Raw genomic sequence first — 25863 nt, 5'->3', positions numbered from 1 at the left:
AATTAAGCTGGTTTTTTATGATTTTATTGAAGGTTATGTTTATTGTTTAACCTTGTTATCTTTGAATTTACTGAAATCAGTTTTTCCTTCTTCTCTTGGCCAGTTATTGTTTGATGTATCAATATCTGCCGTTTCTAGTTTTGGATCAACCTGAATATTTGTAAGCTCTTTTGAAGAAGCAATTACAATTTTAGCTCTGTCATCATTTTTTCTCCAGATTTGAACAGGATATTTCATCATTTCTTTAGTTCCATCTGCATACGTACATTCTACAATGATTGGCATTACTAAACCTCCTGGTTTGTTGAATGCTACTTCATAGAAATACTTTGGATCATCCATAGTTGCTCTTTCTGTAGCAGTGAAATTATCCATTAAATACTCTTTTAATGTTTCATTACCTTCAGCATTTATGATAGATTTTCCTTCATTTTCTTTTTTGTAACGATCGTCTCCTTCAGGAACGAAGTATACATAATTATTGCTAGATGTTTTACGTGTACCTACTTGGTATTTTTTAACACTTTCAATTCCTATATCAACATAGTCCGTTGTATAAAACCAACCTCTCCAAAACCAATCTAAATCGATTCCTGATGCATCTTCCATTGTTCTAAAGAAATCTTCTGGAGTTGGATGCTTAAATTTCCAGCGTTGTGCATATGTTTTGAAAGCATGATCAAATGCTTCTGGCCCCATAATTGTTTCACGTAAGATATTTAATCCTGTAGCAGGCTTTCCGTATGCATTTGGACCTAATTGATATACGTTTTCTGGATTTGACATGATTGGAGACAAGCGATCTTGTCCGCCTTTCATATACGGTACAATTTTAGCAGGCTCTCCTCTACGTGATGGATATTTTCCTCCTGTAGATTCTACAGATTCTGGATGTGCTTTCGCAAAATCTTGTTCAGATAAATATTGCATGAAAGTATCCAAACCTTCATCCATCCATCCCCATTGACGCTCATCAGAATTTACAATCATAGGGAAAAAGTTATGTCCAACTTCGTGAATAATTACACTAATCATTCCAAATTTTGTACGTTCAGAATATGTTCCATCTTCGTTTGGACGTCCGTAATTCCAGCAAATCATAGGATATTCCATTCCTTGATTTTTAGCATGTACAGAGATTGCTTTGTGGTAAGGATAGTCGAATGTATGATTTGAAAAAGTTTTTAATGTACTTGCTACAGCTTTTGTAGAGTATTTTTCCCATAGAGGATTTCCTTCTTTAGGATACATAGAAACCGCCATTACTCTTCTTCCGTTGATATCTACCGCTTGCATATCCCAGATAAATTTACGTGACGTTGCAAAACCGAAATCTCTTACGTTTTCAGCGTAAAATTTCCATGTTTTCTTCTTATTTGAGAAATTCTTTTCTGCCGCTTCTGCTTCTTCTTGTGTTACAATGATTACTGGATCGTCATATGATTTTAATGCACGCTCATAACGTTTCATCATTTCTTTGGTGTAAACACTCTTTCTGTTTTGTAATTTTCCTGTTGCATCTAAAACATGATCTGCAGGAACTGTAATGTTTACTTTATAGTTTCCAAATGGTAATGCAAATTCACCATTCCCCCAAAATTGATAGTTTTGCCAACCTTCAACATCATTATATACAGCCATTCTTGGAAAAAACTGTGCAATAACATAAGCATTGTTTCCATCTTTTTCAAAGTGCTCAAATCCTGAACGCGCTCTGTTTGTAACATGATTGTTAATGTTGTACCACCATTTAATAGAGAAAGAAACTTTATCTCCTGATTTTAAAGCTTGTGGCAAGTCAATACGCATCATTGTTTCATTGATCGTAAATGACATTGGTCTTCCTTTTGAATTTTTAACATAATCAATATTAAAACCTCCATCAAAAGGATCTGCTACATAGCTATTTACAAACGTTGATGTTCTTTGTAAACGGGGAATACGTTGTCCATTTTTTAGTTTTGCTTGTGAGTTTTTTGCTCTGATATTTTGATCAAGCTGTACCCAAAGATATTCTAAGTTGTCTGGAGAATTGTTTGTGTATGTAATTGTTTCAACTCCGTAAAGCTTTTGATTTTTATCATCAAGCTCTATATCCATTTCATAATCTGCTTGTTGCTGATAATAGGCTTTTCCTGGAGCTCCTGAAGCTGTTCTGTACATATTAGGCGTAGAAAACTCTTGGTATAACTGCCTAAATTTATTTTTATTGATGTGCCCTTGTGGCTTTTTGTCATCTTGGTTCTCCTGGGCTGAAGCAAGATTCGCACCTAAAAATAGGACTGCGAGAACGTAGAAATGTATGCGTTTCATTAGGTTTTTAAAATAGGTTTGTATTTTTCAAACCCTAAAAGTAACTATTTTGAATATTTTTTGTTAAAATTTTAACAAACCTTTATCGTTTTCTCTTGTTAATAAGAGACTTTTACGCTCATCATTTATTTTTACGTGTACTAAATTCTGTTGCTCTTCTTCTATTTCATACAGAATAGCATTCTCTACTTCAAGAGAAGTTATTTGTTGTATGTTTTCAATCTCCAAGTAACAAATGGTAACATCATCTTCATATTGTTTTCCTAGAAAGGTAAAGGTTTTCATTTCACCATCTACCCAAACTTTGAGTTTCTTTTTGAGATACTTTTGCATGAGTTTTTCAACTTCTTCAACATTTTTCTCTGTTGTTAGTTCTCCTAGAAAATCATAACGTTCCTTAAGTACTCTTTGAAAATCATCAATAAAAATTCGTGTCGTAATTTGTAATGCATTGTCACTTTTACTGTGCTCAATATTGGTAACACTTACATAAAATTTATGCGCTGTTGTAAAAGCAATGAGTGGAATTGCTAAAAATAGAATTAAGAGTTTTTGAACTTTCATAAAGAAAAAGACGTTTTTATATTGTCGTGACAAATATATCCAAAAAGCATTCCAAATTACAGCTACTGTTAACCGTATTTTTTAGTTTTTTGTTTTCATAGATTCAAGATAGTTTTTACTCTGTTTTACCATGAAATCAATCATTAAGAATTCATTTTTCTGTAAAAAGATATCTTCAGAAGGCAATTGATCATCACAGTAATATAAAAACAAACTTATCTTATCTTCAGGAATGCCTAGGTTTTTTGTAAAAAATTCATCTTTGTATCGATCGCGAATTTCATTAAAACTTGTGCGTTCATATATCGGTCTTACTTCTTTTTTGTCTTTATTTTTTCCTCCTTTAAAAATAGAACCTATCAACATTCCAACCAATCCAATAATGTTTGCTCCTTGAAAATTTGTTTGCCCAAGCGCTTCGTTTTTTACTGTAGAATAGCGGTCATCGGCAAATTGATAGTCTTTATACTTTACAATTTCTTTTTCTTGAAAATCTAGGAATTTTTCTTGATTCTCGGGACTAATCACAACTTCATCCAATTGTTCTATTTTCTCTTTTACCTCAACTACCAAACGATTGTTTGTCAGAATTTTTTCCGTAATAACAATTTCCCTGATTGTATATTGTACTGAGGAAAAGATTAAAATATCATCTTTCTTCACAGAAATTTCAAATTCACCTTTCTGATCAGTAGTGGTGCCTTTACTTGTAGTATTATTTACAATATTTACACCAACAGCTTTCACATTTCTGTACACAACTGAACCACGTAAAATTTTCCGTTCTCCTTCTTGCGCAAGCAATATTGATGATATTAAAAGAAAAAATATGAGTAATTTTTGTTTCATAGCTTTGGAATTGTTGGTTAATTAGGTTTCATAAAATAACGGCATAAAGAAATTAACTATTGTCCTTAAAAAAATGCCAACACACATTAAACTTTTGTTAAAACCTTTTAATCATTACTTTTACGATTTAGTATAAATTATTGTTACACCTTATGAGAAACATTATTGTTGCCAGTACTTCAACGGTTCACGGAAGTGGTTATTTAAAGTATATTATAGACGAACTTGCTTCGTTTTTTAAAGATACGGAAGAAATTTTATTTATTCCATATGCACGTCCAGGCGGAATTACACATGACGAATATACCAATGTAGCAAGAAAGGCTTTTGAAAAAATTGGGAAAACAATACATGGTGTACATGAATTTGAAAATCCTGTAGAAACAATTAAGAACGCAAAAGGTATTTTTACAGGAGGCGGAAATACATTCTTATTAGTTTCACAGCTTTACAAACATGAAGTAATGCAACCATTACGTGAAGCTATTTTAGATGGAACAAATTATTTAGGTACCAGCGCCGGAAGTAATATTTGCGGACTTAGCATGCAAACAACGAATGATATGCCAATTATATATCCGCCAAGTTTTAAAACTTTAGGCGTAATTCCTTTCAACATCAATCCACATTATTTAGATCCGATTGAAGGAAATACACATATGGGAGAAACACGTGAAACACGCATTAAAGAATTCCACAAATTCAATACGCTTCCTGTTGTTGGAATACGAGAAGGAAGTTGGATTCGTGTCAAAGGCGATAAAGCTATACTTGAAGGCAAACACACAGCTCGCATTTTTGAACATGACAAAAAACCTTACGAACTATCAACAGGTTCCGAAATTATATTTTCATAACATAAAAAAAGCCGATTCAGGATTGAATCGGCTTTTTGTTGAGCGAAAGACCGGGTTCGAACCGGCGACATTCAGCTTGGAAGGCTGACGCTCTACCAACTGAGCTACTTTCGCATTGCGGGTGCAAATATATAGAAATAAGGTTTCTTTTTCCAAATGTTTTTTTAGATTTTTTTCAAAAAATGATATCCTCTTGCTATAAATCCCTGATTATAATAGAACTTATGTGATGGAAAATTTTCAACATAAGTATTCAATTCTACGGCAGTAACTCCTTTTTTCTTTCCATATGCTTCAATCCATTTGAATAATTGCGCACCAATTCCCTTGCTTTGATAATTCTCTTCGATATACACATGATCTGGTTCTAAACTTTTTCCGCAGTAATGACGTGTCATGCTCCACAAACCAAAACAACCAATCAATTGATTGTCATCATAAATTCCGAATGCTTCATAGTTTTGAGACAACATTTCTTCAAATCGTTCTTTCAAAATCTCCATAGGAACGTTTTGATGATTCATGATATCTAGATATGGTAAAATGATAGAAGCTTCTTTTCTATTGAGCAGTTGAAACGTAATTTGCATGCTGTAAACTTTTGTTCAAAAATAATTTATTTCAGTCAAAAACAACTCCCAAATTAGTTATACTTTTGAGTTATTGAATATATTTTGTGAATATGGAAACTTCTAATTTTATCATCAAAGAAATTACCGCAACAACAGCGTATGATGTGCGTCATCCAGTGCTTCGTAAGGGAAAACCTATTGATTCTTGTCGTTTTGATGGAGATGATTTACCAACTACTTTTCATTTAGGATATTACTTTAATAATCAACTGGTCGGCGTCGTCTCCTTATTAGAAAGAGATCACAAAGAAATAAGTACTAAAAAGGCATTTCAATTGCGCGGTATGGCAGTATTAACTAATTTTCAAAAAAGAGGAATTGGCGATGCGCTGGTAAAAAAAGCGGAAGAAATGATTCTTACACGTGGCGGAACTTTTATTTGGATGAATGCACGTGAGATTGCCGTTCGTTTTTATGAAAAATTAGACTATAAAAAACACGGAATTCCATATACAATTCCCAAAATAGGATTGCATTTTGTGATGATAAAAACATTGAAAGACTAAAGATTAACGACTCTTTAACGTTTCAAGAAACACGAAAAGACTACTTTTTATGATTCAATCATCAATCAAAACAATATCCTCATGAAAAAAATTATTTTTCTTCTTGTATTGACAAGTACTCAAGTATTTGCCCAACATCACGCTGATATTACATTTAAAAAAGAAGTTACAACTCCAGAAGTTTTCATTCAGCTTCCTGAATTTAAGAATATCAATGTGAGAGATATGGCAATTTCGCCTACAAATGATGAAATTTTCTTCACTTTAGACGCTCCTAAGAATGCTTTTAGAACAATTTTGACGTCTAAAAAAATCAATGGAAAATGGACCGCTTTCACTATTGCTTCTTTTTCTGGAAATTTTCATGATATTGAACCTGCGTTTTCTCCAGATGGGAAACAATTATTTTTTGCTTCAAAACGGCCAATCGAAGGTAAAACTACTCCAAAAAAAGATTATGACTTATGGGTTGTGATTAAAGAAAATGGTCAATGGAGAAATCCTACGCGATTGCCAGAAACAATCAATACTAACAAAAATGAATTTTATCCTTCTGTAGCAACTAATGGAACCATTTATTTTACCGCAGCACGCGAAGATGCCAAAGGAAAAGAAGATATTTATAAGAGTGAATTTAAAAATGGAACGTATAAAACACCTGTAAGTCTGGGAACTGGCGTAAACACCAAAACGTACGAATACAATGCATATGTAAGTCCTGATGAGTCATTTATTATTTTTGGTTCGTATGGAAGAAAAGGAAGTTTAGGTCGCGGTGATTTGTATATTAGTTTTCTTGAAAACGGCATATGGAAAGAAGCTGTTCATTTAGGAAAACGTATTAATTCTGATCAAATTGATTATTGTCCCTTTGTTTCTTTCGACAAGAAATATTTTTTCTTTACCAGTGAAAAAAGTACTATACAACCAATGTATAAAAAAATGTCATTACATAAATTGAAAGAAGTTATGAATACTGGAAGCAATGGGACTTCAAAAATTTACTATCTTTCGTTTGAGAAATTATTAAAATCACTTCAACTTGAATAGAAAAAACTTCATGAAGCTGCTTGGTTTAGGCACTTTAGCATTACACAGTATGCCAAGTATGGCTTTTAACATGAAAAATACAGACCCTTTAGAATTGATTGGAAAAGGAAATCCAACTGTTTTTGGAAAGGGTTTTTCTTTGCGAAAAGAAGCCTACGATGCTTTTGTAAAAATGCGTGCTGCTGCAGAAAAAGATGGAATTTCAATTCACGTAGTTTCAAGTTATCGCAATTATGCACATCAAAATAGAATTTGGGAACGCAAATACAAACGTTTTACAAAACAAGGTTTATCTCCTATAAAAGCGATCAAAAAAATTATTGCGTATTCTACGATTCCCGGAACTTCTAGGCATCATTGGGCAACTGATATTGATATTATTGACAAAAATGCACGTTACAGTGGTGATGTATTGGTTCCGCAAAAATTTCATGGTGACGGACCATTTTGCAAACTTCGTGAATGGTTAGAAACGAACGCAAATTCTTTTGGTTTTTATATCGTGTATACAGATCATGCGAATAGAAAAGGATTCAAATATGAACCTTGGCATTATAGTTATGCGCCACTTTCAAAACCTATGCTTCAAGCATACAGAAAGTTGAATGTAAAAGAGATGCTTCAAGCGGAAAAATTGATGGGAAGTGAGCATTTCGACGAAAACTTTGTCAATTCATACATAAAAGAGAACATTCTCGATATTAATCCAGAACTTTTATGATAAGGTTTTTGTACTTTTATAAGCACCAATGTAACATATTATGAGAGGAAATAGATTTAAAATCCGATTATTAATCGGGCTCGCTATTGTAGGTTTTGCCTTTTTTAAAAAATGTGCAAATCGACAAACAAATCCATACACCAATCGTGTGCAGACAATTAATATGACTCCAGAACAAGAGATCAAATTAGGATTTGCAAATAGAGATGCGATGGCGCAACAACACGACGGATTGTATCCTGATGCAGGCGCTCAAGCACATGTAGATATGATTGGGGAAAAGTTAGTTCGTGCAAATACCATGGCAGCAGAATCTCCTTATAGATTTGAATTTCATTTGCTTGCAGACCGAAGAGCCATCAATGCTTTTGCGTTACCTGGCGGACAGATTTTTATCACATATGCTTTGTATAGTAAACTGAATGATGCACAACTTGCTGGTGTTTTAGGACATGAAATTGGGCATGTTTTAGGAAGACATTCAGCAGAACGTATTGCGGAAACTGATTTTTGGCAAACACTTTCTACAGGCGCCTCAGTTGGTGCTGATATGGGCGGAATGGTTGGTGGCATTGCTCAAAACACGTTACTAAAAAATGGTCGTGAAGACGAATTAGAAAGTGATGAACTTGGTGTTGTACTAATGATGTATGCTGGCTATGAACCAGAAGCTATGATTGAAGTAATGAAAATTTTAAAAGCTGCAGCTGGACCAAATAGAACACCAGAATTTCAAAGTACGCATCCAGATCCTGAAAATCGTATTGAGAAAATCAAAGAAACAATTGCAAAATATCGCAATTAGGTTTTCTCATTTTGTTTTAAAGTACGACACTACCACAAACGATGGTAAAACAGTAATCTTGCTGTCATTTTTCTTATTATATTTCTGACTACCAATTTTTTAACCTTAGAAGTCATGAAAAAAAAGAGAAACTTTTTACGCTTAAACAAAAAACAAATAAGCATTTTAAATCAATCAGCTATTGTTGGTGGATCGCCAAGATTTTCTAGACAATGTCCTGTACAAACAGTAAATATTACAAGATGTTACGGCGCCAATCAATGCCAGAAATGGCCAAGGCAAGATTAATTGATACTAGCATGCAAACAAAAAAACCGCCTCAAAATTGAAGCGGTTTTCTCTATTTAGGTAATCTTACGATTATTTTGATGCACTCTCTAAAACTTCTTTTACATCTGTTGCTTTTGAAATTTTTGCATAATCAATAGCAGTACGTCCATTTTTATCTTTGTAATCTACTTTTGCACCGTTATCAAGTAATAAATTGGCAATTTTAACTCTGTTGTAACGAGCAGCATACATCAAAGGAGTTTTTCCATTAGATGTTTTGTTTACGTTTTCTCCAAACTGAATCATTTTCTTCACTGTGTCAAAATCTCCTTTTGAAATTGCCACACAAAACGCATTTACTTTTACTATTTTAGTAACAGTTACTTTGTTTGTTCTTGATTCGTTGTTTCTTTCTGTTGCGTTGGCCGTAGTGAATGAAGCTCCTACTATAAGAGCGATCATAAAAATTGTTTTTCTCATAATGTTGTTGTTTTTCTAATTGATGATTGTCGATTTTTGTAAAATTAACTACACCAAAGAGACGACACTCCGCAGAAAATGTTGCACACATTTTTTAATTATAACAGTACCTTAACTATTCTGTAGAGAATCTGTTAAAGCCATCTTAAAAACTGAAAAACTATTAAGAATTTGTATAGATAATTTTAAGAATTTCTTAATGGATATTTTTTGACATTCTTTCGGAAAAAACTGCCTTTTACTGTGAATTTGATAATCCTTTCTTAAAATGCTTCCTTTTTTGAGTTTGTACTGTGTTATGTAATCAAAACCACTTATTTTTATTTTTTAAATCAATTTATCTCGAATGAATAAGAAAGTTATTTTAATGATTTTGGATGGATGGGGAAAATCACCAGAACCAAAAGTTTCCGCAATTGCCAATGCAAATGTTCCATTCATCAATAGCTTATACACAAAATATCCGAACGCTAATTTACTTACTGACGGAATGAACGTAGGTTTACCTGAAGGTCAAATGGGAAATAGTGAAGTTGGACATATGAACTTGGGTGCAGGACGTATTGTATACCAAGATTTAGCAAAAATCAATTTAGCGATTCAGAATAATACTTTAAAAGACGAAAAAGTACTTACTACAGCGTTACAACATGCAAAAGACAACAACAAAGCTGTTCATTTTTTAGGCTTAGTTTCTGACGGAGGCGTACATTCGCATATCAATCATTTGGAAGGTTTAGTGAATTTAGCTAACGATTATGATGTAAATGATGTATTTGTTCACGCTTTTACTGATGGTAGAGATGTAGATCCGAAATCTGGGAAAGACTTTATAGCACAAACAGAAACATTCTGCCAAAAGGCAAATGCAAAACTTGCCACAATTACAGGTCGTTATTACGCTATGGACAGAGATAAACGTTGGGTACGCGTACAATTAGCATATAACGCTTTGGTACATGGAAAAGGAACGTTGAGCACAAATGCTACGCAAAGTATTCAGGAAAGTTATGATGCTGATGTTACAGACGAATTCATCAAGCCGATTGTCATGACAGATGCACACAACGAACCAATTGCTAAAATTCAGGCTGATGATGTGGTGATCTTTTTCAATTTTAGAACAGATCGTGGACGTGAATTAACAGAAGTATTGTCGCAACAAGATTTTCCTGAGTTCGATATGAAAAAGCTTCCACTTTATTATGTGACGTTGACCAATTATGACGCTTCTTACAAAAATGTACAAGTAGTATTCAACAAAGAAAATATAAAAGACACACTAGGAGAAGTTTTGGCTAAACACGGAAAGAAACAAATTCGCATTGCTGAAACAGAGAAATATCCGCATGTAACATTCTTTTTTAATGGCGGTCAAGAAACACCTTTTGATGGCGAAGAACGCTTGTTATGTCCGTCACCAAAAGTAGCAACCTACGATTTAAAACCTGAAATGAGTGCCTATGATATTCGCGATAAAATCATTCCAGCATTGGAAAAAGCAGATACTGATTTTGTCTGTTTAAATTTTGCGAATCCTGACATGGTTGGACACACAGGAGATTTTGCCGCTGCGGTAAAAGCTTGTGAAGTTGTGGACGAATGTGCCAAAGCTATTATTGAAGTAGCACAAAAACACGATTACAGTACAATTGTTATTGCCGATCATGGAAATTGCGACACTATGATAAATCCGGATGGAAGTCCAAACACAGCGCACACTACAAATCCGGTTCCTATTATTTTGGTTGATGAAGATATCAAGCAAATTAAAGATGGTGTTTTAGGAGATATTGCGCCAACGATTTTAGAAATGATCGGAATTCCGCAACCTGAATTAATGACTCAAAAATCACTTATTTAATCGATATGAAAAAAGTCTTATATATTTTATTGGTAACTGCGTTTGTTGCTTGTAAAGACGAAAAGAAACCAACGATTCCTGCTGAAACTGTTGTAGCTACAGAAAGTATCAGCACTGAAGTTGCAGAAGAAGAAAAATTGCCTATTTTGACAGGAGTTCAAACACGAAAAGCCATTTCAGATGCACCGTATGATAGTTGGTTTGCTCCAACATATTCAACATATCCTGTAGCTAAAGAAATTGCCGAAAATGTAAAACCTTTGTTGAAAGATGTACAAGTAAAAATTTTTATGGGAACTTGGTGTGAAGACAGTCAGCGTGAAGTTCCTCACTTTTTTAGAATTATAGACATCATGAAATTGGATGGAAAAGATATAGAAATCATTACTGTTGATGAAGATAAAATGACGCCTGACCATTTGGAAGATGGTTTTAACATTACCAATGTTCCTACATTTATTTTTTCTAAAGAAGGCAAAGAATTGAATCGAATTGTAGAATCGCCAGTAGAATCTTTAGAAAAAGACATGCTAAGTATTTTATCTGGTGAAGACTACAAGCATACTTATGCTGAATAATGCCGAATTCTTTGTAGCTTTGCAGGCACAAAAATAGGAAGTGGAATGATTGTGAAAGAAAGTTTACTTATTGCCGTAGATTTTGATGGTACTATTGTAGAAGATGCATATCCTAAAGTTGGTTCAGCTAAAATCTTCGCGTTTGAAACGTTGAAAAGATTAGAACAAGATGGACACCGATTGATTTTATGGACATATCGAAGCGGAAAACGTTTAGATGAAGCCGTTGCATTTTGTAAAGAAAACGGTATTGTTTTTTATGCCATAAACAATAGCTATCCTGAAGAAGTATATGAAGGAAAACTAAGCAGAAAAATCAACGCAGACTATTTTATTGACGATAGAAATATTGGTGGTTTTATAGGTTGGGGCGAAGTATATCAGCTACTTACTAATGAAGCACCTAAGACAACATTAAAAAAGAAAAAAGGATTGTTTTCCTTTCTAAAGAAATGATCATACAAAAAACACGAGAAGAAATTGAATTGATGCGAGAAAGTGCATTGATTGTTTCCAAGACATTAGGAATGTTAGCCAGCGAAATTAAGCCTGGCGTTACTTCTTTACATTTAGATAAGCTGGCAGAAGAATTTATTCGCGATCATGGAGCTATTCCTGGGTTTTTAGGATTGTATAATTTCCCAAATACCTTGTGTATGAGTCCAAATGCGCAAGTTGTTCACGGAATTCCAAATACGACACCTTTGCAAGAAGGCGATATTATTTCGGTAGATTGTGGCGCCATAAAGAATGAATATTATGGAGATCATGCGTATACTTTTGCTGTTGGAGAAATAGCTCCTGAAACTAAAAAACTACTTCAAGTAACGAAAGAATCTCTATATGTTGGAATTCGTGAGTTGAAAATAGGCAATCGTGTAGGCGATGTTGGTTATGCAATTCAAAAATATACAGAAGCACATGGTTACGGTGTTGTTCGTGAATTAGTAGGTCATGGATTAGGAAAAACGATGCATGAAGACCCAGAGATGCCAAATTACGGTCGTCGTGGTCGTGGAAAGAAATTCGTTGAAGGAATGGTAGTTGCTATCGAACCTATGATCAATATGGGAACCAAAAACATTAAGTTTTTACGTGATGGTTGGACGGTTTTAACACGCGATGGAAAACCAAGCGCACATTTTGAGCACGATGTTGCCATTGTTAATGGAAAACCTGAATTACTATCTACTTTCCAGTATATTTATGAGGCTTTAGGTATAGAAAGTGATGAAGAAGACGAGTTTAGACAACAGGCTTAAGGTTTAAAATTCTCGTGAAGAAACTTTTCAAATACATACTCAATACCATTCCAAGACCACTTTTAATTAAGTTGAGCTATTGGATTCGTCCAATTATTACGTTTGCATTGAAAGGAAATAAATTCACGGATCCAATTGACGGAAAAAGTTTTCGAAGTTTTTTATCGTATGGATATGCCATCAATCGTGAAAACGCCTTATCTCCAAGCACTTTGTCTTTAGAGCGTCATCGTTTGTTATGGTTGTATTTGCAAAACGAAACCGATTTCTTTACCAAACCTCAGAAAGTATTACATTTTGCACCTGAACAAGCTTTTTATAAACGTTTCCGCAAGCAAAAAAATTTAGAGTATACAACAACTGATTTATTTTCACCTTTGGCAGATGTAAAAGCTGATATTTGCGATTTGCCTTTTGAAGACAATTCATTTGATACTATTTTGTGTAATCATGTATTGGAACATATTCCTGATGACACGAAAGCAATGCAAGAATTGTATCGTATTTTAAAGCCTGGCGGAATGGCAATTTTGCAGATTCCCCAAGATTTGGAACGTGATGTTACTTTTGAAGATGATTCTATCACAGATGAAAAAGAACGTACAAAAATATTTGGTCAATATGATCATGTACGCGTGTACGGTTTGGATTATTTTGACAAACTCCGAAGCATCGGATTTACAGTAAAAGAAGAAGCTTATACAGAAAAGTTTTCATCAGAAGAAATTGAAAAATACTGCTTGATGGAAGGAGAAATCATTCCGGTTTGTTTTAAGTAAGTTTGTTGATTTGTTGATTTGTTGATTTGTTGATTTGTTGATTTTAATATGCTTCCGCAATTTTTTATTTCAAAATATAAACTCTTGTATTTATAAACATATCAACTTCAAAAACTCATTATCTCTTGTAACGTTTCCTCTTTTTATTCCACTTATTAGTTATGAGTGAAGCCTTGATTTTTTCTATTCTTTTCCTTTTGTTTTGTATATATGCAGCTTTGGGTACGTTTCTAAATTGGGAATCCTGCAAAAAGAGTTATGCCAAAGGAAAACCGTTTACGCTCTTTGACCATATAGTAGCCATAGTATTATTACTCATTGCGATTGGGTTTTTAATTTTTGTCCTCATTAAAAGAATTTAGCTTCTCTTGATAGCATTGTACACATATTCCTTTAACTGATACTAAATCATGTTTTTGAGACACTAACGTTTCAATGGTTGTAGCCGCTGCTTCAGGCAGTTTTAAAACCTCATCAATTGTATAGTTTTCAATTTCTTTGAAGGAATACTTTTCATAACAATTTTCACATATTTTATACGCAAATATTCCTGTAGTTAGCACTTTAGATTTTATACCATTACAAACATCTGCATAATGATGCTCACATATTTGGTAAAATGATTGTTCTCCGTGTTTTTCACATAAAATCCGCCCCATTTTGTTAATTTCGTTTTAGTTAAAACTAACAATTCTCACACAAAAAAAGAGAACCTTTTCTATAAAGATTCTCTTTTAACCACTAAAGGTAAGTATGTACCTTTAAAAAACTAGATTTTTTGAATGGTTGATTTTGCGCTTTTAACTTTTAAAAAATTACCCCTTTTTAAATTAGTCCATTAATTTGGAAAGTTTGATAGTTTCACCGCACATGTCACTTGTTATTTTGAAAATGACATCACCTTTTTTCCCTTTGTTTGCCCAGTGTACCGTTTTTCCAACTTTACAAGAAATGCTTGTTTTACTTCCTTTGTTTAGAGAAACATAACCGCTTCCTGTGTATATGGAAACCTTACTTTTTGTATCGTTTATTAAAGAAAAACTACTTCCATACACTTCTTCAGTCGTTTCTACTGTTTCTGAAGATACTTCTGTAGTTGTTGAAAATGTAAATACAGAAAGTAAACTAATGGTAATGATTGCTAATTTCATAAAAGCTTCTATTTTTTGTTTCGGCGGCAATATATTGCAAACATATCACGGATAGTATTGTTATTTTCTGAAAAGCCGATTTGAGTTTCTAAAGAATAATTTTTGAGAAATGATCGGATTGAAGCCGTTTTACAATCCGATCGAATTCTTCTAGCAAATTGCTAGCCTTGATTGGTTTGGGTAGTTATTTTTTGATGATTTTTTTAGTAGTAATATTTCCATTTAACAATTCTACTTGTAACATGTATAGTCCGTTGGATATGGCAGAAAGATCAATATTGTTTTGATTTGTACTACTGATTTTTTCGCCAAGCATAGAAAATAGCACTATCGATTTTAATTGCGATGTCGTTTCTATGTGTAAAATATTTTTTACAGGATTAGGATATACTGTTATTTGGTTTATAGCATTAGAAACCTCTTCAATGTGTAATGTAGTTCCATCATCAACACTTCCACTCATAGTTGTAATAACACTTGGACAAAAGCCATTGTTTTGCCAATTACCGGTATTGATATCTGGAGGATTAGGACTGGACGTTGTTGTACTAAAATATAATACCGCAGTAGAATAGTCTGGTGTATTTATAGGACCATCGTTGTCGAGTTGTATTTCCCATCTGTCGGAAACAGTGTTCCATACAATCCTAATTTCACATACTCCTGCCGGACAACTCTGCGCAAAGTTTAATGGTGTACTTTCATATGTATTTCTTACAACTCCATTATCATTAGTTGTATCTGTAGCACTAAGTACAAAATTTTGAGCTCCTAATATAGAAGGACATCCTTGAAAAGTAATTTGTCCAGTAGCTGTTGCTGCTATAAATAAAGTAAGAAGAAGTAGTTTTATTTTCATATTGATATTTTTATGCTAAAACCTCTATTGGAGTTGATTATTTCTTTTAAAAGTATTTAGTATCTAAGCTTTGATGTTATAACAATTGCTAAAAGATCGTTATGAACTTCTGAAAGATTCTTTTTTAGCAATAATTTATAATTCGTGCATTATTTGTTAGCTTCAGAATGACGATTTATTCTTTGATAATTTTTCTCGTGATGATTATTCCATCCTGCATTTCCATTTGTATCATGTAGAGTCCTTTTGATAGATGAGAAAGGTGTATCGATGTTTCATTTGTTTGAAACATTTCTTCTCCCAAGATGTTATATACAATACTATTTTTGATTGTTTCAGGCGTCTGAATGGTTATCACATTTTTGGTTGGATTTGGATATAGAAATATGTTTTTTGCTTCAAATTCTTCCGTAGAAAGTGTTGCTAAACTGTTTTTATAAATTTTAGTTGTATACATTCCTATACCAGCCGTTTGATAGCTTTGTATAATATCTATATCTCCATCATTGTCTATATCTCCAACTTGTACTTCTACAGAAAGATTAAAACTAGCAAAAGATTGTCCCGTCATAGGAACAAAATTTCCTGTACCTGTATTTAAGAAGATATTCATTTTTGGTGAAGCACTTCTACTAGCAGCGATCATATCTACATCGCCATCATTATTAAAGTCAGCAAATTTTACAGTAGACAACGCTCCATAATTTGATGCAGGAACACCAAAATATAAACTAAACTGTCCTGCTCCATTGTTTCGATGTGTCGTTATAACAGTCGTAGAACGATTAGCTCCTACCTGAACTGCGTCTAAATCGCCGTCGTCATCTACATCAGCTATATCAAAGTCTCCAAAGAAAGAACCTTCTACACTATCTACATTTCCAAGTGAAAAACTGCCTGATCCATTATTAAAGTATTTATGATAAAAAGCAGAGTTTACAGTTTGTCCAATAACTAATAAGTCTTGATCGCCATCATTATCTATGTCAGTGAATTGTGTTTTTCCATCAACAACTTGTAAGATTCCTGAAAAAGATTCTGTGAATGTATAGTTACCATCATATCGCCATATTTTTGCAGAAAACTGGTTGGTAAATCCTGATAGCGTCATGTCCATATCGCCATCACCATCTACATCTCCAAAAGCGAATTGAAGTTTTGCTGATACATTATCAAAAGCATTTGTGATTCCAGAAGTTATATGTTTTGCAAATATCCCTTGTCCGTTATTTTCATATAAATCAAATTCCCAAATAATTCCTGATGTAGATACGTTTCTAATGACAAAAATATCAACATCGCCGTCTTGTTCTATATCTACAAATCGGAGATATTGTACTGTATCTGTTATAAATCCGTTTGTTTCTTCTGTGTAGATTCCTGCTCCATTATTTTTATAAAGTTTTGCTGTTGTTCCTCCTAAAATCCCAATAATATCCAAATCGCCATCACCATCTACATCACCTAATTGTATAGCGCTTATTCCGTTTACACCTACAAAAGGCGTATTTGTTTCTTCTGAAAAGTTTTGACCAAACATAGAATACGTAATGCATACCATGATTGTCATCATCATTATAATAGTTTTCATGTATATATTATAAAGCGCATAGAATGCGTTGTTTTTTGTGATTATTTTAAAAAGACCAAAGAGAAATCCTGTAAGCAACTACTCTTACAGGATTTATACAATAATGTAAACTATAAATTATTGCTTGATAAAACGTTTGGTGATTTGCGCACCATTATCGGAAGTAATTTTTAGAATGTACATTCCTTGTGATAGTCTTGAAATATTAATATCTGTTCTATTGGCTTGTAGCACCTTTTTCCCTGATATATTATAAATAGCTACATTACTTATGTTACTATTTGTTTGAATATTGATCATGTCAGAAGCTGGATTTGGATAAATTTCCAATTGATTTTCTGTAAGTTGAACATCATTTACGCTTAATGTCGCAAAATTAAACGTGCTCATTCCCGAGACAGCAGCAGCATTTGGATCTACAACATTCACAAATTGAGCCATTCCATTATCTATCATATCTGCTTGCATAAAAGATTTTAAAGATGTCACTGTAGTTGCTAGTGTTGAATTATTTTCTAAAACTTTCAGCTCTCCACTTGTTGGATTTGCATTGACAGTGAATGTAAAAACATCAGAATTTGTACCTGCTGATGGCGCTGATAATGACATAGGACTTCCTAAGGTTTCTGTGATTAAATATCCATCAATAGTTGGCATTGAAACATTATTCCCATCAAAAAATGTAACGTTTGCTGCTGCTCCTAACGAAGTTGTTGCTGTTATAGTAACACCATCTGGAATTATTAATGTAAATCCGTAACTCTGTACCGAAGTTGCAAAATTGTTAGCACTTGTATTAGGAACTGCTTGTACTGTAAAACTATATCCGCCATTATGTTGCAAAGTGTACGTATATCCATCTTGAGCATTTACGATGTTTGAAAACAAAGCAAATAGTACGGTAAGATATATAGTTGAAATTATTTTTTTCATCATGTAATTATTTTATCTATTATTTAGTTTTCTGGTAATTGTTCTTCGATTTGATACGTACTAAAGTTTAAGAAGTTTCCTGGATGTGCTAATACATTTTGAAGAATGAAAGGCGTATCAGGTGTAGTTCCTGTGTACTGTGTATTTCCGTCCATGTTGATATCGTATACTTCATATCCATTCAATACGTATGTAGGAAAGTTTAAGAAGTTTCCTGAATCATTTAATACTTCAGATAAAATACCTGGCGCATCAGGTGTAGTTCCAGAATACTGTACAATTGTATCTCCATTCACATTTCCTGCCCACATAGCGACTGTACCGTTTGGTACTCCAAAAGTTGTTTGTGCATTAGTTCCATAAGTGATTTGATTGTTTGCGTCTGTAAAATCTACAATTGTATTTATTGTTGTTAAGTTGATCGTATTACTTGTCATAATACCCAAGTGATTTCTGTGCTTGACAACGATGTGATAATTACCACTTAATTTATTAAAAGTTAAAGGCGAACTTCCGTCTGTTCCAACTACATCACCATCTCGTTGTAATAATGCCGATTGCGAATCTATGATCGTTGTATTCGTTGTTCCGTCTCTTAATTCAACCCAAACCCAATCAACAATAGCATCATTTCCTGTTACTGTTAAAACTGCCGCGTCACATGTTGCCCCGTCAGGATACATAGATGTTGTTGGTATATAATTTCCTGTTCGTAAGTCGTCATTCATTAGTGAGGCACTTGCGCCAAACATAGCACCTTGTAGATATATTTTTGGACTAACAACTACATTTAAGTTTGCATCATATTCAAATGCACCCATATCTACTGTAGCATTAACGGTACGATTGTTTCCGTTTAAATCTTCAACGATAGCAGCTGGTAAAGAAGCATTACTTCCTGCGTCTATTGCTGGCGAACTTGCTTGTAGTGTAAAATCATTGTTTGCAGGATCTACAAATAATGGATCGCTATTATCTCCAGCAATCATACCAAGTTCAACAATACTATTGTTTACCACAGAAAAGGAAGTTGTAATGGCGATAGGAAATCCTGATCCTGATCCGTTTCCATAAATAATACTATTCTCAATAGTACTATTTGAAGCTTGAACCATTGTAATAACATTATCATTTACTCCATTGTTATTTGAGAGTGTCGAATTGATCAATTCAAATTCTAAACCTGTTGCATTTCCTCCTGAGCTTGCGCCTAAGTACAAACAAGAAGAGTTATTTAATGATGTATTGTTATAGAATAAACTGTTCACAACAGATCCTTTTCCAAAAAGGCTAAATTGTTGCGCTCCCGAAAAAAGCATGGCAGCTAAGTCTTGAGAATAATTATCTCTGATAATACACGATTCAAAATTTACATCATGCGTCATAAATCCTACTCCACAAGGCGTAAAAGCTGAGTATACAGCAACACTAGTTCCTGTATTTTTTTCTAGGATACAGTTTGCAAATCTAGCTGTTAAAAGACTATTAGAAGCATATGGATTTACATAGATTGCTCCACCTCTTAAGTCAAAAGATTGATCTATCGCTGGCGTTGAACAACTATTGTTTGCTGCACCGTTTGCATTTCCTCCAGTTATTGTAAAACCGTCAACTACTATATTTTGAACATCTCCTCTGATAGAAACTACGTGATAAGAGTTGTCTTGTCTTGTTGTTTCTGTATCAACAATATTCGCATTATCATCTCCGTTTAAATCTCCTGATAATATGGTAACATTTGTTTTTGGATTTCTTTGCGATATATCAGTTTCTGTTGCGTTAAATCCTCCATACATTTTAACTCTTCCTGGTATTGTAAATGTTGCTTTTCTAGGGTTTGCATTCGTAGTACTTGGAATGTATGTACCTTCTGCTACCCAAATTGGTGTTTCAACTGTAGCAATTGCCAAAGCATCTTCTAACTTTGTAAAAGCATCTGCCCATGAAGATCCGTTATTTAATCCTGTGGCGCTATCATCAACAAAAATTACTGGGTTAACCGTTTGAAAAGTTGCATTAGATGAATATGTTCCTGAAGAAGATATACAGGAAGCTCTCACAGCTATTTCATACGAAGTATTAGGATTTAATCCTGTTATTGTAAAAGGATTGCTAACATTAGAAACAAGCACATCATCTGTCGTTCCTACAGGAGTATACATAATGTCCCAAACAGTTTCAGCTCCTCCTGGTGTCCATGAGACATCTACTGAGGTAAATGTTTCATTACTTACAACAATATTCGTTGGCACTGAAGAACAATCTAAATTCCCGTATTCATAAGCGCCCATATCCACTGTAGTATTGACAAAACGATTACCGCCACTGATGTCATATAGAATAGAATTGGAAATAAAAGTATTGTCTCCTGCGTCAATAGCTGGCGAACCTGTATTTAATTGAAATAGATTGACACTACTATTGACAAATAGCGGATCAACATTTGTTCCTCCTTGTTGTCCACCTTCAATAATACTGTTGGTTACAGTAGATCCTGATGTTGTGATTGTAAATGGTGTTGTACTTCCGTTATCATGAATGATTGAATTTCTTATTCTACTATTAGAAGCTCTGGTCATTTCAACAACACTTCCACTAGCACCTGTATTATTCGCAAAAGTTGCATTGACTATAGTAACATTCATTCCTCCTGTGTTTCCGCCATTTGCATTACTTGTTATTAAAGCTAGACAAGATGATCCATTTACAGAAGTATTATTATAAAACAAGCTGTTAGTTATTGTTCCATACGCATTGTATCCTTGACCTGTAGATCCGTGATACTGAAAGGCTGCTGAGTTTAAAGAATAATTATTTTTAACGATACAGTTTGTAAAATTTCCTGTAAAGTCTCTATTGAAAGTTGCTGCATTTATAGGTCCAAAACCTGCAAAAACACTATTGTTTGTTGCTGAGTTTTTTTCTAAAATACAATTTTGAATCGTTGCTGTTACATTTTCTCCTGTTACTACTGGATTTAAGTAAATTGCAGCTCCTTTTGAGTCTGAAAATTGCGTAAGAACAGATCCCCAAGATACAGTACTTCCATTTGCATTTCCTCCTGAAATAGTAAATCCATCAATTAATACATTATTGATATTTCTTCTCATACTGACAACGTGATACGCATTGTCTTGTCGCGTAGCTTCCGTATGAGTAATCACATTATTATCATCGCCATTTAAATCTCCACTTAGTATTGTAAGGTTTGCTTCAATGTCTCTTTCTGAGATAGCGGTTTCCGTACCGTTAAACCCTCCATACAGTTTTGTTCCTGTCAATACACTGAAAGTTGCCTTTCGTGTATTAGTATTGGTTGTTGTTGGCACATACGTTCCTTGCGCTACCCATACTTGATCATTTCCTGTTGCAGTCGCTAAGGCGTCTTCTAATTTTGTAAAAGCATTATTCCAACTTGTACCATCATCTGCTCCTGAAGCTGCATGATTTACATGAATAATACTTCCACTTAATGTGGTAAAATTTGTTGCTAAAGTCCAAGCCGATTGAGAGCCATTACAATTTCCTTGTAAATACACTTCATACGTTGTATTGGAATTTAATCCTGAAATCGTTTGTGTGTTTCCTGAAATGTTGGAGATATCAGTTCCTAGAGAAAAAGGAAATCCTAATTGCACATATCGCAACGTTGTATTTGTTGAAATAGACGTCCAAGATACTTCTGCTGCGTTTGGTCCAACATTGAATATGGACACATTTTCTGGTAAGCAAGTTGAACTGTTTTCGCTTTCAGAACTTGTAGTTCGAGCACTTGCGTAAGTAGTTAAACTTATAAAAAGTAATATTAAAAGTACTTTTGTCTTCATTTATTTATAATTTATAGTTTGTGAAGTCAAAAGTATTTAGCAGCAGAGCTGTATGTAGGTTTATCTTCTGAAAGTTAGTTTTGAACTGCTAAACGTTTTTAGTGTTTTTTTTGAAATAACTTTCTTCGGATTTATCAATAATTGCCGAGTGTTTTTTCTTTCAAAAACTATCCGATGTTTTGAACAATTGCCAGAAACTCTTCTTTTTTGTCTTTCGAAATAGAAACTGTTTCATTATTGTCCATTACAATGTAACCGCCATCTTTTTTGATGTATTCTTTGATGTATTTAAGATTGATAAGATACGAACGATGCGGTTTGTAGAAGGTGCTTATTTTTTCTAACAAGGACACAAAATGTTTTAAAGGTTTACTTACTAAGATTTCAGAATCATTGACCGTAGTAATTTTAGTGTACATTCCATCCGCTTCTAGTAAGATGATCTCGTTGAAGTCTACAAATTTGAATCCGTCAGAAAAAGGCAATCCTATTTTATTGAAATTAGAGGACGCCAAACTTTTTTTGAGTTCTTCTAATTTGATATTGATTTGCGATTTTCCAATATGTTTTATTGCTTTTTCTACAGCTTCCTGTATTTGTGTTGCACGCACAGGTTTTAATAAGTAATCAATAGCTGAAAGCTGAAAGGCTTTGATGGCGTATTCACTATATGCTGTTGTAAAAATAATTTCAAAATTGAAATTCCCTTTTTCTATAAAGTCCAAGATTTCCAAACCAGAATGCTGTGGCATTTCAATATCTAGGAAGACAATTTGCGGTTGTTCTTTTTTGATCAGTTCAATTCCTGAAAGCAAATCCTCTGCTTCAAAGATTTCTGTAATCTTTGGGCAATTTTCAGAGATTAGTATTTGCAATAAGTTTCTTGCTTTTCGTTCATCGTCAATAATAATTACTTTCATGGCTCAGGTATATTGAATGTTTATAGGTTATTTTTTAATTGGAATGGTTATTACAACTTTGGTACCACTTGGCTCTTTGGTAATAGTATCAAATAAGTCTTCTATTGCAACACCTATTTGCTGTTCTTTTCCGTAATTCAGCAAATCCAAACGATCTTGGGTAGCTTGTGTTCCAAAAGGTTTATATATTTTATCTTTCTTTTGTTTAATAGATAATGCTCTTGCTCTTCCAACACCATTATCTTCTACTAAACAGGTGATAATACCTTTTTGGCGAGAAGTTTCTAGTGTAATATTTAATCTTCGGTTATCTTTTTTGTGCAATAATCCATGTTTTAGCGCATTTTCTACATAGGGTTGAATTAACATGGTAGGAATGGAAATTGCATCTGTATCTATGCTTGAATCTATATTGAATGTATAGATTAATTTGTCTTCAAAGCGTAATTCTTCCAATTCTAAATACATTTTTAAACAATCTATTTCATCTTGCAACGAAATGATTCCTTTGTTACTGTGATTGAGATAGGTACGGATTAAATCGGCAAATTTGCCTAAATAATCACTTGCTAGATTTTTTTTGTTGAGAATGATGTATTCTTGAATAGAGTTTAACGCATTAAAGATAAAATGCGGATTCATTTGCGAACGTAAGTTTTCTAATTTAAGAAATACGAGCTCACGTTCTTGTTCTAATTTTTCGAGTTCTTTATTTTTTTGTCGATCTCGTTTCTTTAAGATGTTTCTGTAGTAAAGTATTACTAGCAGCAAACTCGCAAGTATAACACTAGCTAGAAACCATGTACGCTTCCAAAATGGACTTTTTATAGAGATATCAATTGATTTTACTTCCGATTCTCCTGCTAGTGATCTAGAAGTTGCTTTTACTTGAAACGTGTAGTTTCCGACAGGCAAACTGTTGTATTTTACAAAATCAATTCCTTCATCAACCGCAATCCAATTTTCATTAAATCCTAACAAGCGACTGTAATATTGAATGTGTTCTTTAGAGCGAAAACCATTGGAATTGAAACTTAGTTTTATGGCATTTTGATAATGAGGTAATATATATTTTTCTTGAAATAGCGTATCTTTTTCATTGATTTGAATTCCTGTAAAGTAAATTCCTGGCTTGGGTTTGGGATCAAATGCTGTTTTACGATCAATGGTAAACATTCCTTTGTTTGTTGAGAATAAGACACGATTTGAAAAAGGAACGATTCCACTTACTAAATACGAACTAACACCATCGCTTTTGGTGATCGTTTTAAATTTTTGAGTCTTTGGATTGAATAATTGGATTCCTTTATTGGTTACAATCCAAAGTTTGTCTTCATCATTTTTTATGTGCTGTGTATAATTAGACACCAATCCGTTTTCTGTCGTATAGTTACAAGTAATACTGTCGTTTTTTATTCCATAAATACCATCTTTGAGTGTAGCTACCCAAATTGTTCCATCATTGGTTTTTACAATTCCTCTGGCATTGATTTTTTTGCCTTGATATCGTATTTTCTTTTCTTGAAATGCAGCATCATATTTTACGAAGTCGTATACATGCGAAACATAACTATTCTTAGTAATAGTATCATAGAAACTAACGTATGCGCGAGTTTTTCCCATTCGCAATACATCTTTTCCGTTGTATACCTTTACAGCTCCTTTATAGTTGGTATAGAAGAAAGAATGATCTCCCATATTGGAAATACTTCCTGCATTTTCGGCGGAATATGGATAAGCTGTATATTTTTTAGTATTCAAGTTATATTCTCCCGCAATTGCTTTTTGACTGATATAGATTAATCCTAATTTTTTGTCGTAGGAAACTGCTGTTATACCTGATTTTTTTTCTAAGGTTATGAATTCTATTTTATTCGTTTTTATATTGTAAAAACCTGCTTTCCCACTAGCCGTACCAAAGAAAAATACATCTTCATTTATTTTTTCTATACATTTAAAATTTTCCATGTCTTTAGGAAAATTATAGATGTAATTGTGAATATTTGGAATGACTAGTACTCCATCTCTCAGAGTTGTCAACCAAAAATTTTTGCTTCTATCAACTACTATTTTTGTGATATGCTGATCTTTAAAATACCTGTCCTTGTATACAATGCTTCCATCTGCTTGTACTGTATACAACCAAAGTCCGCTTGACGTAGATAAGAACATGGTATCTTCATAAAAGTCAATGGATGTAATGCTACTTTTCCTTAAGGTTTTTTCGAGTTTGACTTTATCATATTGCCCTGTATTTACATCAAAAAGATATAGATTTATAGATCCTTCTCTATCACCAAATGTAAGGTATGTTTTGCCTTTATATGCCGAAATTAAAGATCTTCCAATACATCTATTCACTAAATCATTTTCTATTTCTTCTGAAGTAATTTGATTAAGAATATTGATCTCTAAATCGAGAGTTGAAAGGCTATTTCCTGTAGATACATAAATTTCATTTCCTAATTTATAAGGACTTCCAAGTCCAACTTTTGAGAATTTAATTCTTGCTTCTATTTCTTTGGTTTCTAACGAAACTTTATATACTGTAGCTTGTGTGAATATAAGCAGATATTTATCAGTCACTAAGAAGTTTCCCACCTTCCAGCCCATTTCTTGCCCTAGGTCTATGAATGTGATTAACGTATCATTTTCTACATAAAAAAATTGTCCTGAAATATTACAACACCAAATACGACCTTTGTGATCTTCCTTAGGTTCAAAGACAGATAATCCTCTTTTTTCTTTATTTGTGTAAAGTTTAAATTGGTTTCCATCGTATCTATAAAAACCTTTATCCGCTGCAAGCCATATAAACCCTTCACTGTCTTCCATCATGTTGTAGAATTCAATATCAGGCAAACCATCTTTTTCTGAAAAGTGTTCATATATGGGATGCTGTGCATTTACAAAAATGACACTTAGCAGAATAAGTATGTTAAGTATATATTTTTTCACTTCTTTTCATTATAATTTCCAAAGCTACAATTTTAAAAGTCATACTGTTTAAAACTTTTTTGTAACAACTATATTAACTTCTAAAGCTGAGGGA

Annotated in this window: 24 protein-coding genes and 1 tRNA gene; 11 read left to right on the top strand and 14 right to left on the bottom strand. The window is 33.4% G+C overall.

The genetic code is table 11. The annotated features are described in order from the left end of the window. Positions 1–39 precede the first annotated feature (39 nt). From ACOQOS_RS19935 to ACOQOS_RS19925, 3 genes are all read right to left on the bottom strand, one after another. A complete protein-coding gene (locus tag ACOQOS_RS19935; RefSeq protein WP_420572239.1) occupies positions 40–2313 on the bottom strand; it encodes a M1 family metallopeptidase in 2274 nt (757 codons plus the stop codon). Positions 2314–2376: 63 nt separating this feature from the next. Beyond that, positions 2377–2877 carry a DUF6702 family protein gene (locus tag ACOQOS_RS19930; RefSeq protein WP_420572238.1) on the bottom strand — a complete coding sequence of 167 codons (501 nt, stop codon included), beginning with the start codon at positions 2875–2877 and terminating at the stop codon, positions 2377–2379. 81 nt (positions 2878–2958) lie between these two features. Beyond that, the gene (locus ACOQOS_RS19925; protein WP_420572237.1) at positions 2959–3726 is read right to left on the bottom strand and encodes a carboxypeptidase-like regulatory domain-containing protein; all 768 of its coding nucleotides are present in this window, start codon (positions 3724–3726) and stop codon (positions 2959–2961) included. Between the two features lie 152 nt (positions 3727–3878). Between ACOQOS_RS19925 and pepE the strand changes: the two genes are divergently transcribed. Beyond that, positions 3879–4583, top strand: coding sequence for a dipeptidase PepE (gene pepE, locus ACOQOS_RS19920; RefSeq protein WP_420572236.1), 705 nt, complete (start codon positions 3879–3881; stop codon positions 4581–4583). Positions 4584–4624: 41 nt separating this feature from the next. Here pepE and ACOQOS_RS19915 read toward each other — a convergent pair. Next, positions 4625–4697, bottom strand: a tRNA-Gly gene (locus ACOQOS_RS19915). 50 nt (positions 4698–4747) lie between these two features. Next, positions 4748–5173, bottom strand: a complete 426-nt coding sequence (locus ACOQOS_RS19910) for a GNAT family N-acetyltransferase (protein WP_420572235.1) — start codon at positions 5171–5173, stop codon at positions 4748–4750. Between the two features lie 92 nt (positions 5174–5265). Here ACOQOS_RS19910 and ACOQOS_RS19905 point away from each other — a divergent pair, with 92 nt between their 5' ends. From ACOQOS_RS19905 to ACOQOS_RS19885, 5 genes are all read left to right on the top strand, one after another. Further along, positions 5266–5721 (top strand): GNAT family N-acetyltransferase, encoded by a 456-nt coding sequence (locus tag ACOQOS_RS19905; RefSeq protein ID WP_420572234.1) that lies wholly within the window; start codon positions 5266–5268, stop codon positions 5719–5721. A gap of 81 nt (positions 5722–5802) precedes the next feature. Next, a complete protein-coding gene (locus tag ACOQOS_RS19900; RefSeq protein WP_420572233.1) occupies positions 5803–6771 on the top strand; it encodes a TolB family protein in 969 nt (322 codons plus the stop codon). After that, the gene (locus ACOQOS_RS19895; RefSeq protein WP_420572232.1) at positions 6764–7492 is read left to right on the top strand and encodes a M15 family metallopeptidase; all 729 of its coding nucleotides are present in this window, start codon (positions 6764–6766) and stop codon (positions 7490–7492) included. The genes ACOQOS_RS19900 and ACOQOS_RS19895 overlap by 8 nt, the downstream gene beginning before the upstream one ends. A 40-nt stretch (positions 7493–7532) precedes the next feature. After that, complete coding sequence (locus ACOQOS_RS19890; RefSeq protein ID WP_420572231.1) at positions 7533–8297, top strand: M48 family metalloprotease; 765 nt, start codon at positions 7533–7535, stop codon at positions 8295–8297. Positions 8298–8411: 114 nt separating this feature from the next. After that, on the top strand, positions 8412–8585 hold the full coding sequence (locus ACOQOS_RS19885) for a hypothetical protein (protein WP_420572230.1): 174 nt from the start codon (positions 8412–8414) through the stop codon (positions 8583–8585). A gap of 72 nt (positions 8586–8657) precedes the next feature. Here the strand turns inward: ACOQOS_RS19885 and ACOQOS_RS19880 are convergent, their stop codons facing one another. Next, complete coding sequence (locus tag ACOQOS_RS19880) at positions 8658–9047, bottom strand: ankyrin repeat domain-containing protein (protein ID WP_420572229.1); 390 nt, start codon at positions 9045–9047, stop codon at positions 8658–8660. Between the two features lie 346 nt (positions 9048–9393). Here ACOQOS_RS19880 and gpmI point away from each other — a divergent pair, with 346 nt between their 5' ends. The 5 genes from gpmI to ACOQOS_RS19855 are packed head-to-tail and all read left to right on the top strand — an operon-like array spanning position 9394 to position 13530. Further along, positions 9394–10911, top strand: a complete 1518-nt coding sequence (gene gpmI / locus ACOQOS_RS19875; protein ID WP_420572228.1) for a 2,3-bisphosphoglycerate-independent phosphoglycerate mutase — start codon at positions 9394–9396, stop codon at positions 10909–10911. 5 nt (positions 10912–10916) lie between these two features. Further along, positions 10917–11489, top strand: a complete 573-nt coding sequence (locus ACOQOS_RS19870) for a TlpA family protein disulfide reductase (protein WP_420572227.1) — start codon at positions 10917–10919, stop codon at positions 11487–11489. A gap of 45 nt (positions 11490–11534) precedes the next feature. Next, positions 11535–11945 carry a BT0820 family HAD-type phosphatase gene (locus ACOQOS_RS19865; protein ID WP_420572226.1) on the top strand — a complete coding sequence of 137 codons (411 nt, stop codon included), beginning with the start codon at positions 11535–11537 and terminating at the stop codon, positions 11943–11945. Beyond that, the gene (map, locus tag ACOQOS_RS19860) at positions 11942–12751 is read left to right on the top strand and encodes a type I methionyl aminopeptidase (RefSeq protein ID WP_420572225.1); all 810 of its coding nucleotides are present in this window, start codon (positions 11942–11944) and stop codon (positions 12749–12751) included. Before ACOQOS_RS19865 ends, map begins: the two co-directional genes overlap by 4 nt. Positions 12752–12765: 14 nt before the next feature. Beyond that, positions 12766–13530, top strand: a complete 765-nt coding sequence (locus tag ACOQOS_RS19855; RefSeq protein WP_420572224.1) for a class I SAM-dependent methyltransferase — start codon at positions 12766–12768, stop codon at positions 13528–13530. 332 nt (positions 13531–13862) lie between these two features. On the opposite strand, the gene ACOQOS_RS19850 is transcribed toward ACOQOS_RS19855, so the two are convergent. The 8 genes from ACOQOS_RS19850 to ACOQOS_RS19815 all read right to left on the bottom strand — a co-directional run bounded on the left by ACOQOS_RS19850 (position 13863) and on the right by ACOQOS_RS19815 (position 25769). Continuing rightward, positions 13863–14189: a hypothetical protein gene (locus tag ACOQOS_RS19850; RefSeq protein ID WP_420572223.1), complete on the bottom strand. Its 327-nt coding sequence runs from the start codon at positions 14187–14189 to the stop codon at positions 13863–13865. Positions 14190–14360: 171 nt separating this feature from the next. Further along, positions 14361–14681: a hypothetical protein gene (locus ACOQOS_RS19845; protein WP_420572222.1), complete on the bottom strand. Its 321-nt coding sequence runs from the start codon at positions 14679–14681 to the stop codon at positions 14361–14363. A 184-nt stretch (positions 14682–14865) separates the two neighbouring features. Continuing rightward, positions 14866–15540: a T9SS type A sorting domain-containing protein gene (locus ACOQOS_RS19840; RefSeq protein ID WP_420572221.1), complete on the bottom strand. Its 675-nt coding sequence runs from the start codon at positions 15538–15540 to the stop codon at positions 14866–14868. A gap of 175 nt (positions 15541–15715) precedes the next feature. After that, positions 15716–17131, bottom strand: a complete 1416-nt coding sequence (locus tag ACOQOS_RS19835) for an FG-GAP-like repeat-containing protein (RefSeq protein WP_420572220.1) — start codon at positions 17129–17131, stop codon at positions 15716–15718. A gap of 117 nt (positions 17132–17248) precedes the next feature. Beyond that, positions 17249–18067 (bottom strand): T9SS type A sorting domain-containing protein, encoded by an 819-nt coding sequence (locus tag ACOQOS_RS19830; protein WP_420572219.1) that lies wholly within the window; start codon positions 18065–18067, stop codon positions 17249–17251. 20 nt (positions 18068–18087) lie between these two features. Continuing rightward, positions 18088–21891 (bottom strand): choice-of-anchor Q domain-containing protein, encoded by a 3804-nt coding sequence (locus ACOQOS_RS19825; RefSeq protein WP_420572218.1) that lies wholly within the window; start codon positions 21889–21891, stop codon positions 18088–18090. 167 nt (positions 21892–22058) lie between these two features. Beyond that, a complete protein-coding gene (locus ACOQOS_RS19820) occupies positions 22059–22811 on the bottom strand; it encodes a LytR/AlgR family response regulator transcription factor (protein ID WP_420572217.1) in 753 nt (250 codons plus the stop codon). Between the two features lie 27 nt (positions 22812–22838). Further along, complete coding sequence (locus ACOQOS_RS19815) at positions 22839–25769, bottom strand: sensor histidine kinase (protein ID WP_420572216.1); 2931 nt, start codon at positions 25767–25769, stop codon at positions 22839–22841. Between the last annotated feature and the right edge of the window lie 94 nt (positions 25770–25863).

It is taken from the genome of Kordia sp. (assembly GCF_965224175.1).
Lineage (GTDB): Bacteria > Bacteroidota > Bacteroidia > Flavobacteriales > Flavobacteriaceae > Kordia.
Note: the sequence above shows the minus strand (reverse complement) of the source record. Positions and strands in the feature narration are given on the sequence as shown.

Coding starts and splice junctions, on each gene's coding strand:
- ACOQOS_RS19935 (WP_420572239.1), bottom strand. CDS start 2,313: ATGAAACGCATACATTTCTACGTTCTCGCAGTCCTATTTTTAGGTGCG.
- ACOQOS_RS19930 (WP_420572238.1), bottom strand. CDS start 2,877: ATGAAAGTTCAAAAACTCTTAATTCTATTTTTAGCAATTCCACTCATT.
- ACOQOS_RS19925 (WP_420572237.1), bottom strand. CDS start 3,726: ATGAAACAAAAATTACTCATATTTTTTCTTTTAATATCATCAATATTG.
- pepE (WP_420572236.1), top strand. CDS start 3,879: ATGAGAAACATTATTGTTGCCAGTACTTCAACGGTTCACGGAAGTGGT.
- ACOQOS_RS19910 (WP_420572235.1), bottom strand. CDS start 5,173: ATGCAAATTACGTTTCAACTGCTCAATAGAAAAGAAGCTTCTATCATT.
- ACOQOS_RS19905 (WP_420572234.1), top strand. CDS start 5,266: ATGGAAACTTCTAATTTTATCATCAAAGAAATTACCGCAACAACAGCG.
- ACOQOS_RS19900 (WP_420572233.1), top strand. CDS start 5,803: ATGAAAAAAATTATTTTTCTTCTTGTATTGACAAGTACTCAAGTATTT.
- ACOQOS_RS19890 (WP_420572231.1), top strand. CDS start 7,533: ATGAGAGGAAATAGATTTAAAATCCGATTATTAATCGGGCTCGCTATT.
- ACOQOS_RS19885 (WP_420572230.1), top strand. CDS start 8,412: ATGAAAAAAAAGAGAAACTTTTTACGCTTAAACAAAAAACAAATAAGC.
- ACOQOS_RS19880 (WP_420572229.1), bottom strand. CDS start 9,047: ATGAGAAAAACAATTTTTATGATCGCTCTTATAGTAGGAGCTTCATTC.
- gpmI (WP_420572228.1), top strand. CDS start 9,394: ATGAATAAGAAAGTTATTTTAATGATTTTGGATGGATGGGGAAAATCA.
- ACOQOS_RS19870 (WP_420572227.1), top strand. CDS start 10,917: ATGAAAAAAGTCTTATATATTTTATTGGTAACTGCGTTTGTTGCTTGT.
- ACOQOS_RS19865 (WP_420572226.1), top strand. CDS start 11,535: ATGATTGTGAAAGAAAGTTTACTTATTGCCGTAGATTTTGATGGTACT.
- map (WP_420572225.1), top strand. CDS start 11,942: ATGATCATACAAAAAACACGAGAAGAAATTGAATTGATGCGAGAAAGT.
- ACOQOS_RS19850 (WP_420572223.1), bottom strand. CDS start 14,189: ATGGGGCGGATTTTATGTGAAAAACACGGAGAACAATCATTTTACCAA.
- ACOQOS_RS19845 (WP_420572222.1), bottom strand. CDS start 14,681: ATGAAATTAGCAATCATTACCATTAGTTTACTTTCTGTATTTACATTT.
- ACOQOS_RS19840 (WP_420572221.1), bottom strand. CDS start 15,540: ATGAAAATAAAACTACTTCTTCTTACTTTATTTATAGCAGCAACAGCT.
- ACOQOS_RS19835 (WP_420572220.1), bottom strand. CDS start 17,131: ATGAAAACTATTATAATGATGATGACAATCATGGTATGCATTACGTAT.
- ACOQOS_RS19830 (WP_420572219.1), bottom strand. CDS start 18,067: ATGATGAAAAAAATAATTTCAACTATATATCTTACCGTACTATTTGCT.
- ACOQOS_RS19825 (WP_420572218.1), bottom strand. CDS start 21,891: ATGAAGACAAAAGTACTTTTAATATTACTTTTTATAAGTTTAACTACT.
- ACOQOS_RS19820 (WP_420572217.1), bottom strand. CDS start 22,811: ATGAAAGTAATTATTATTGACGATGAACGAAAAGCAAGAAACTTATTG.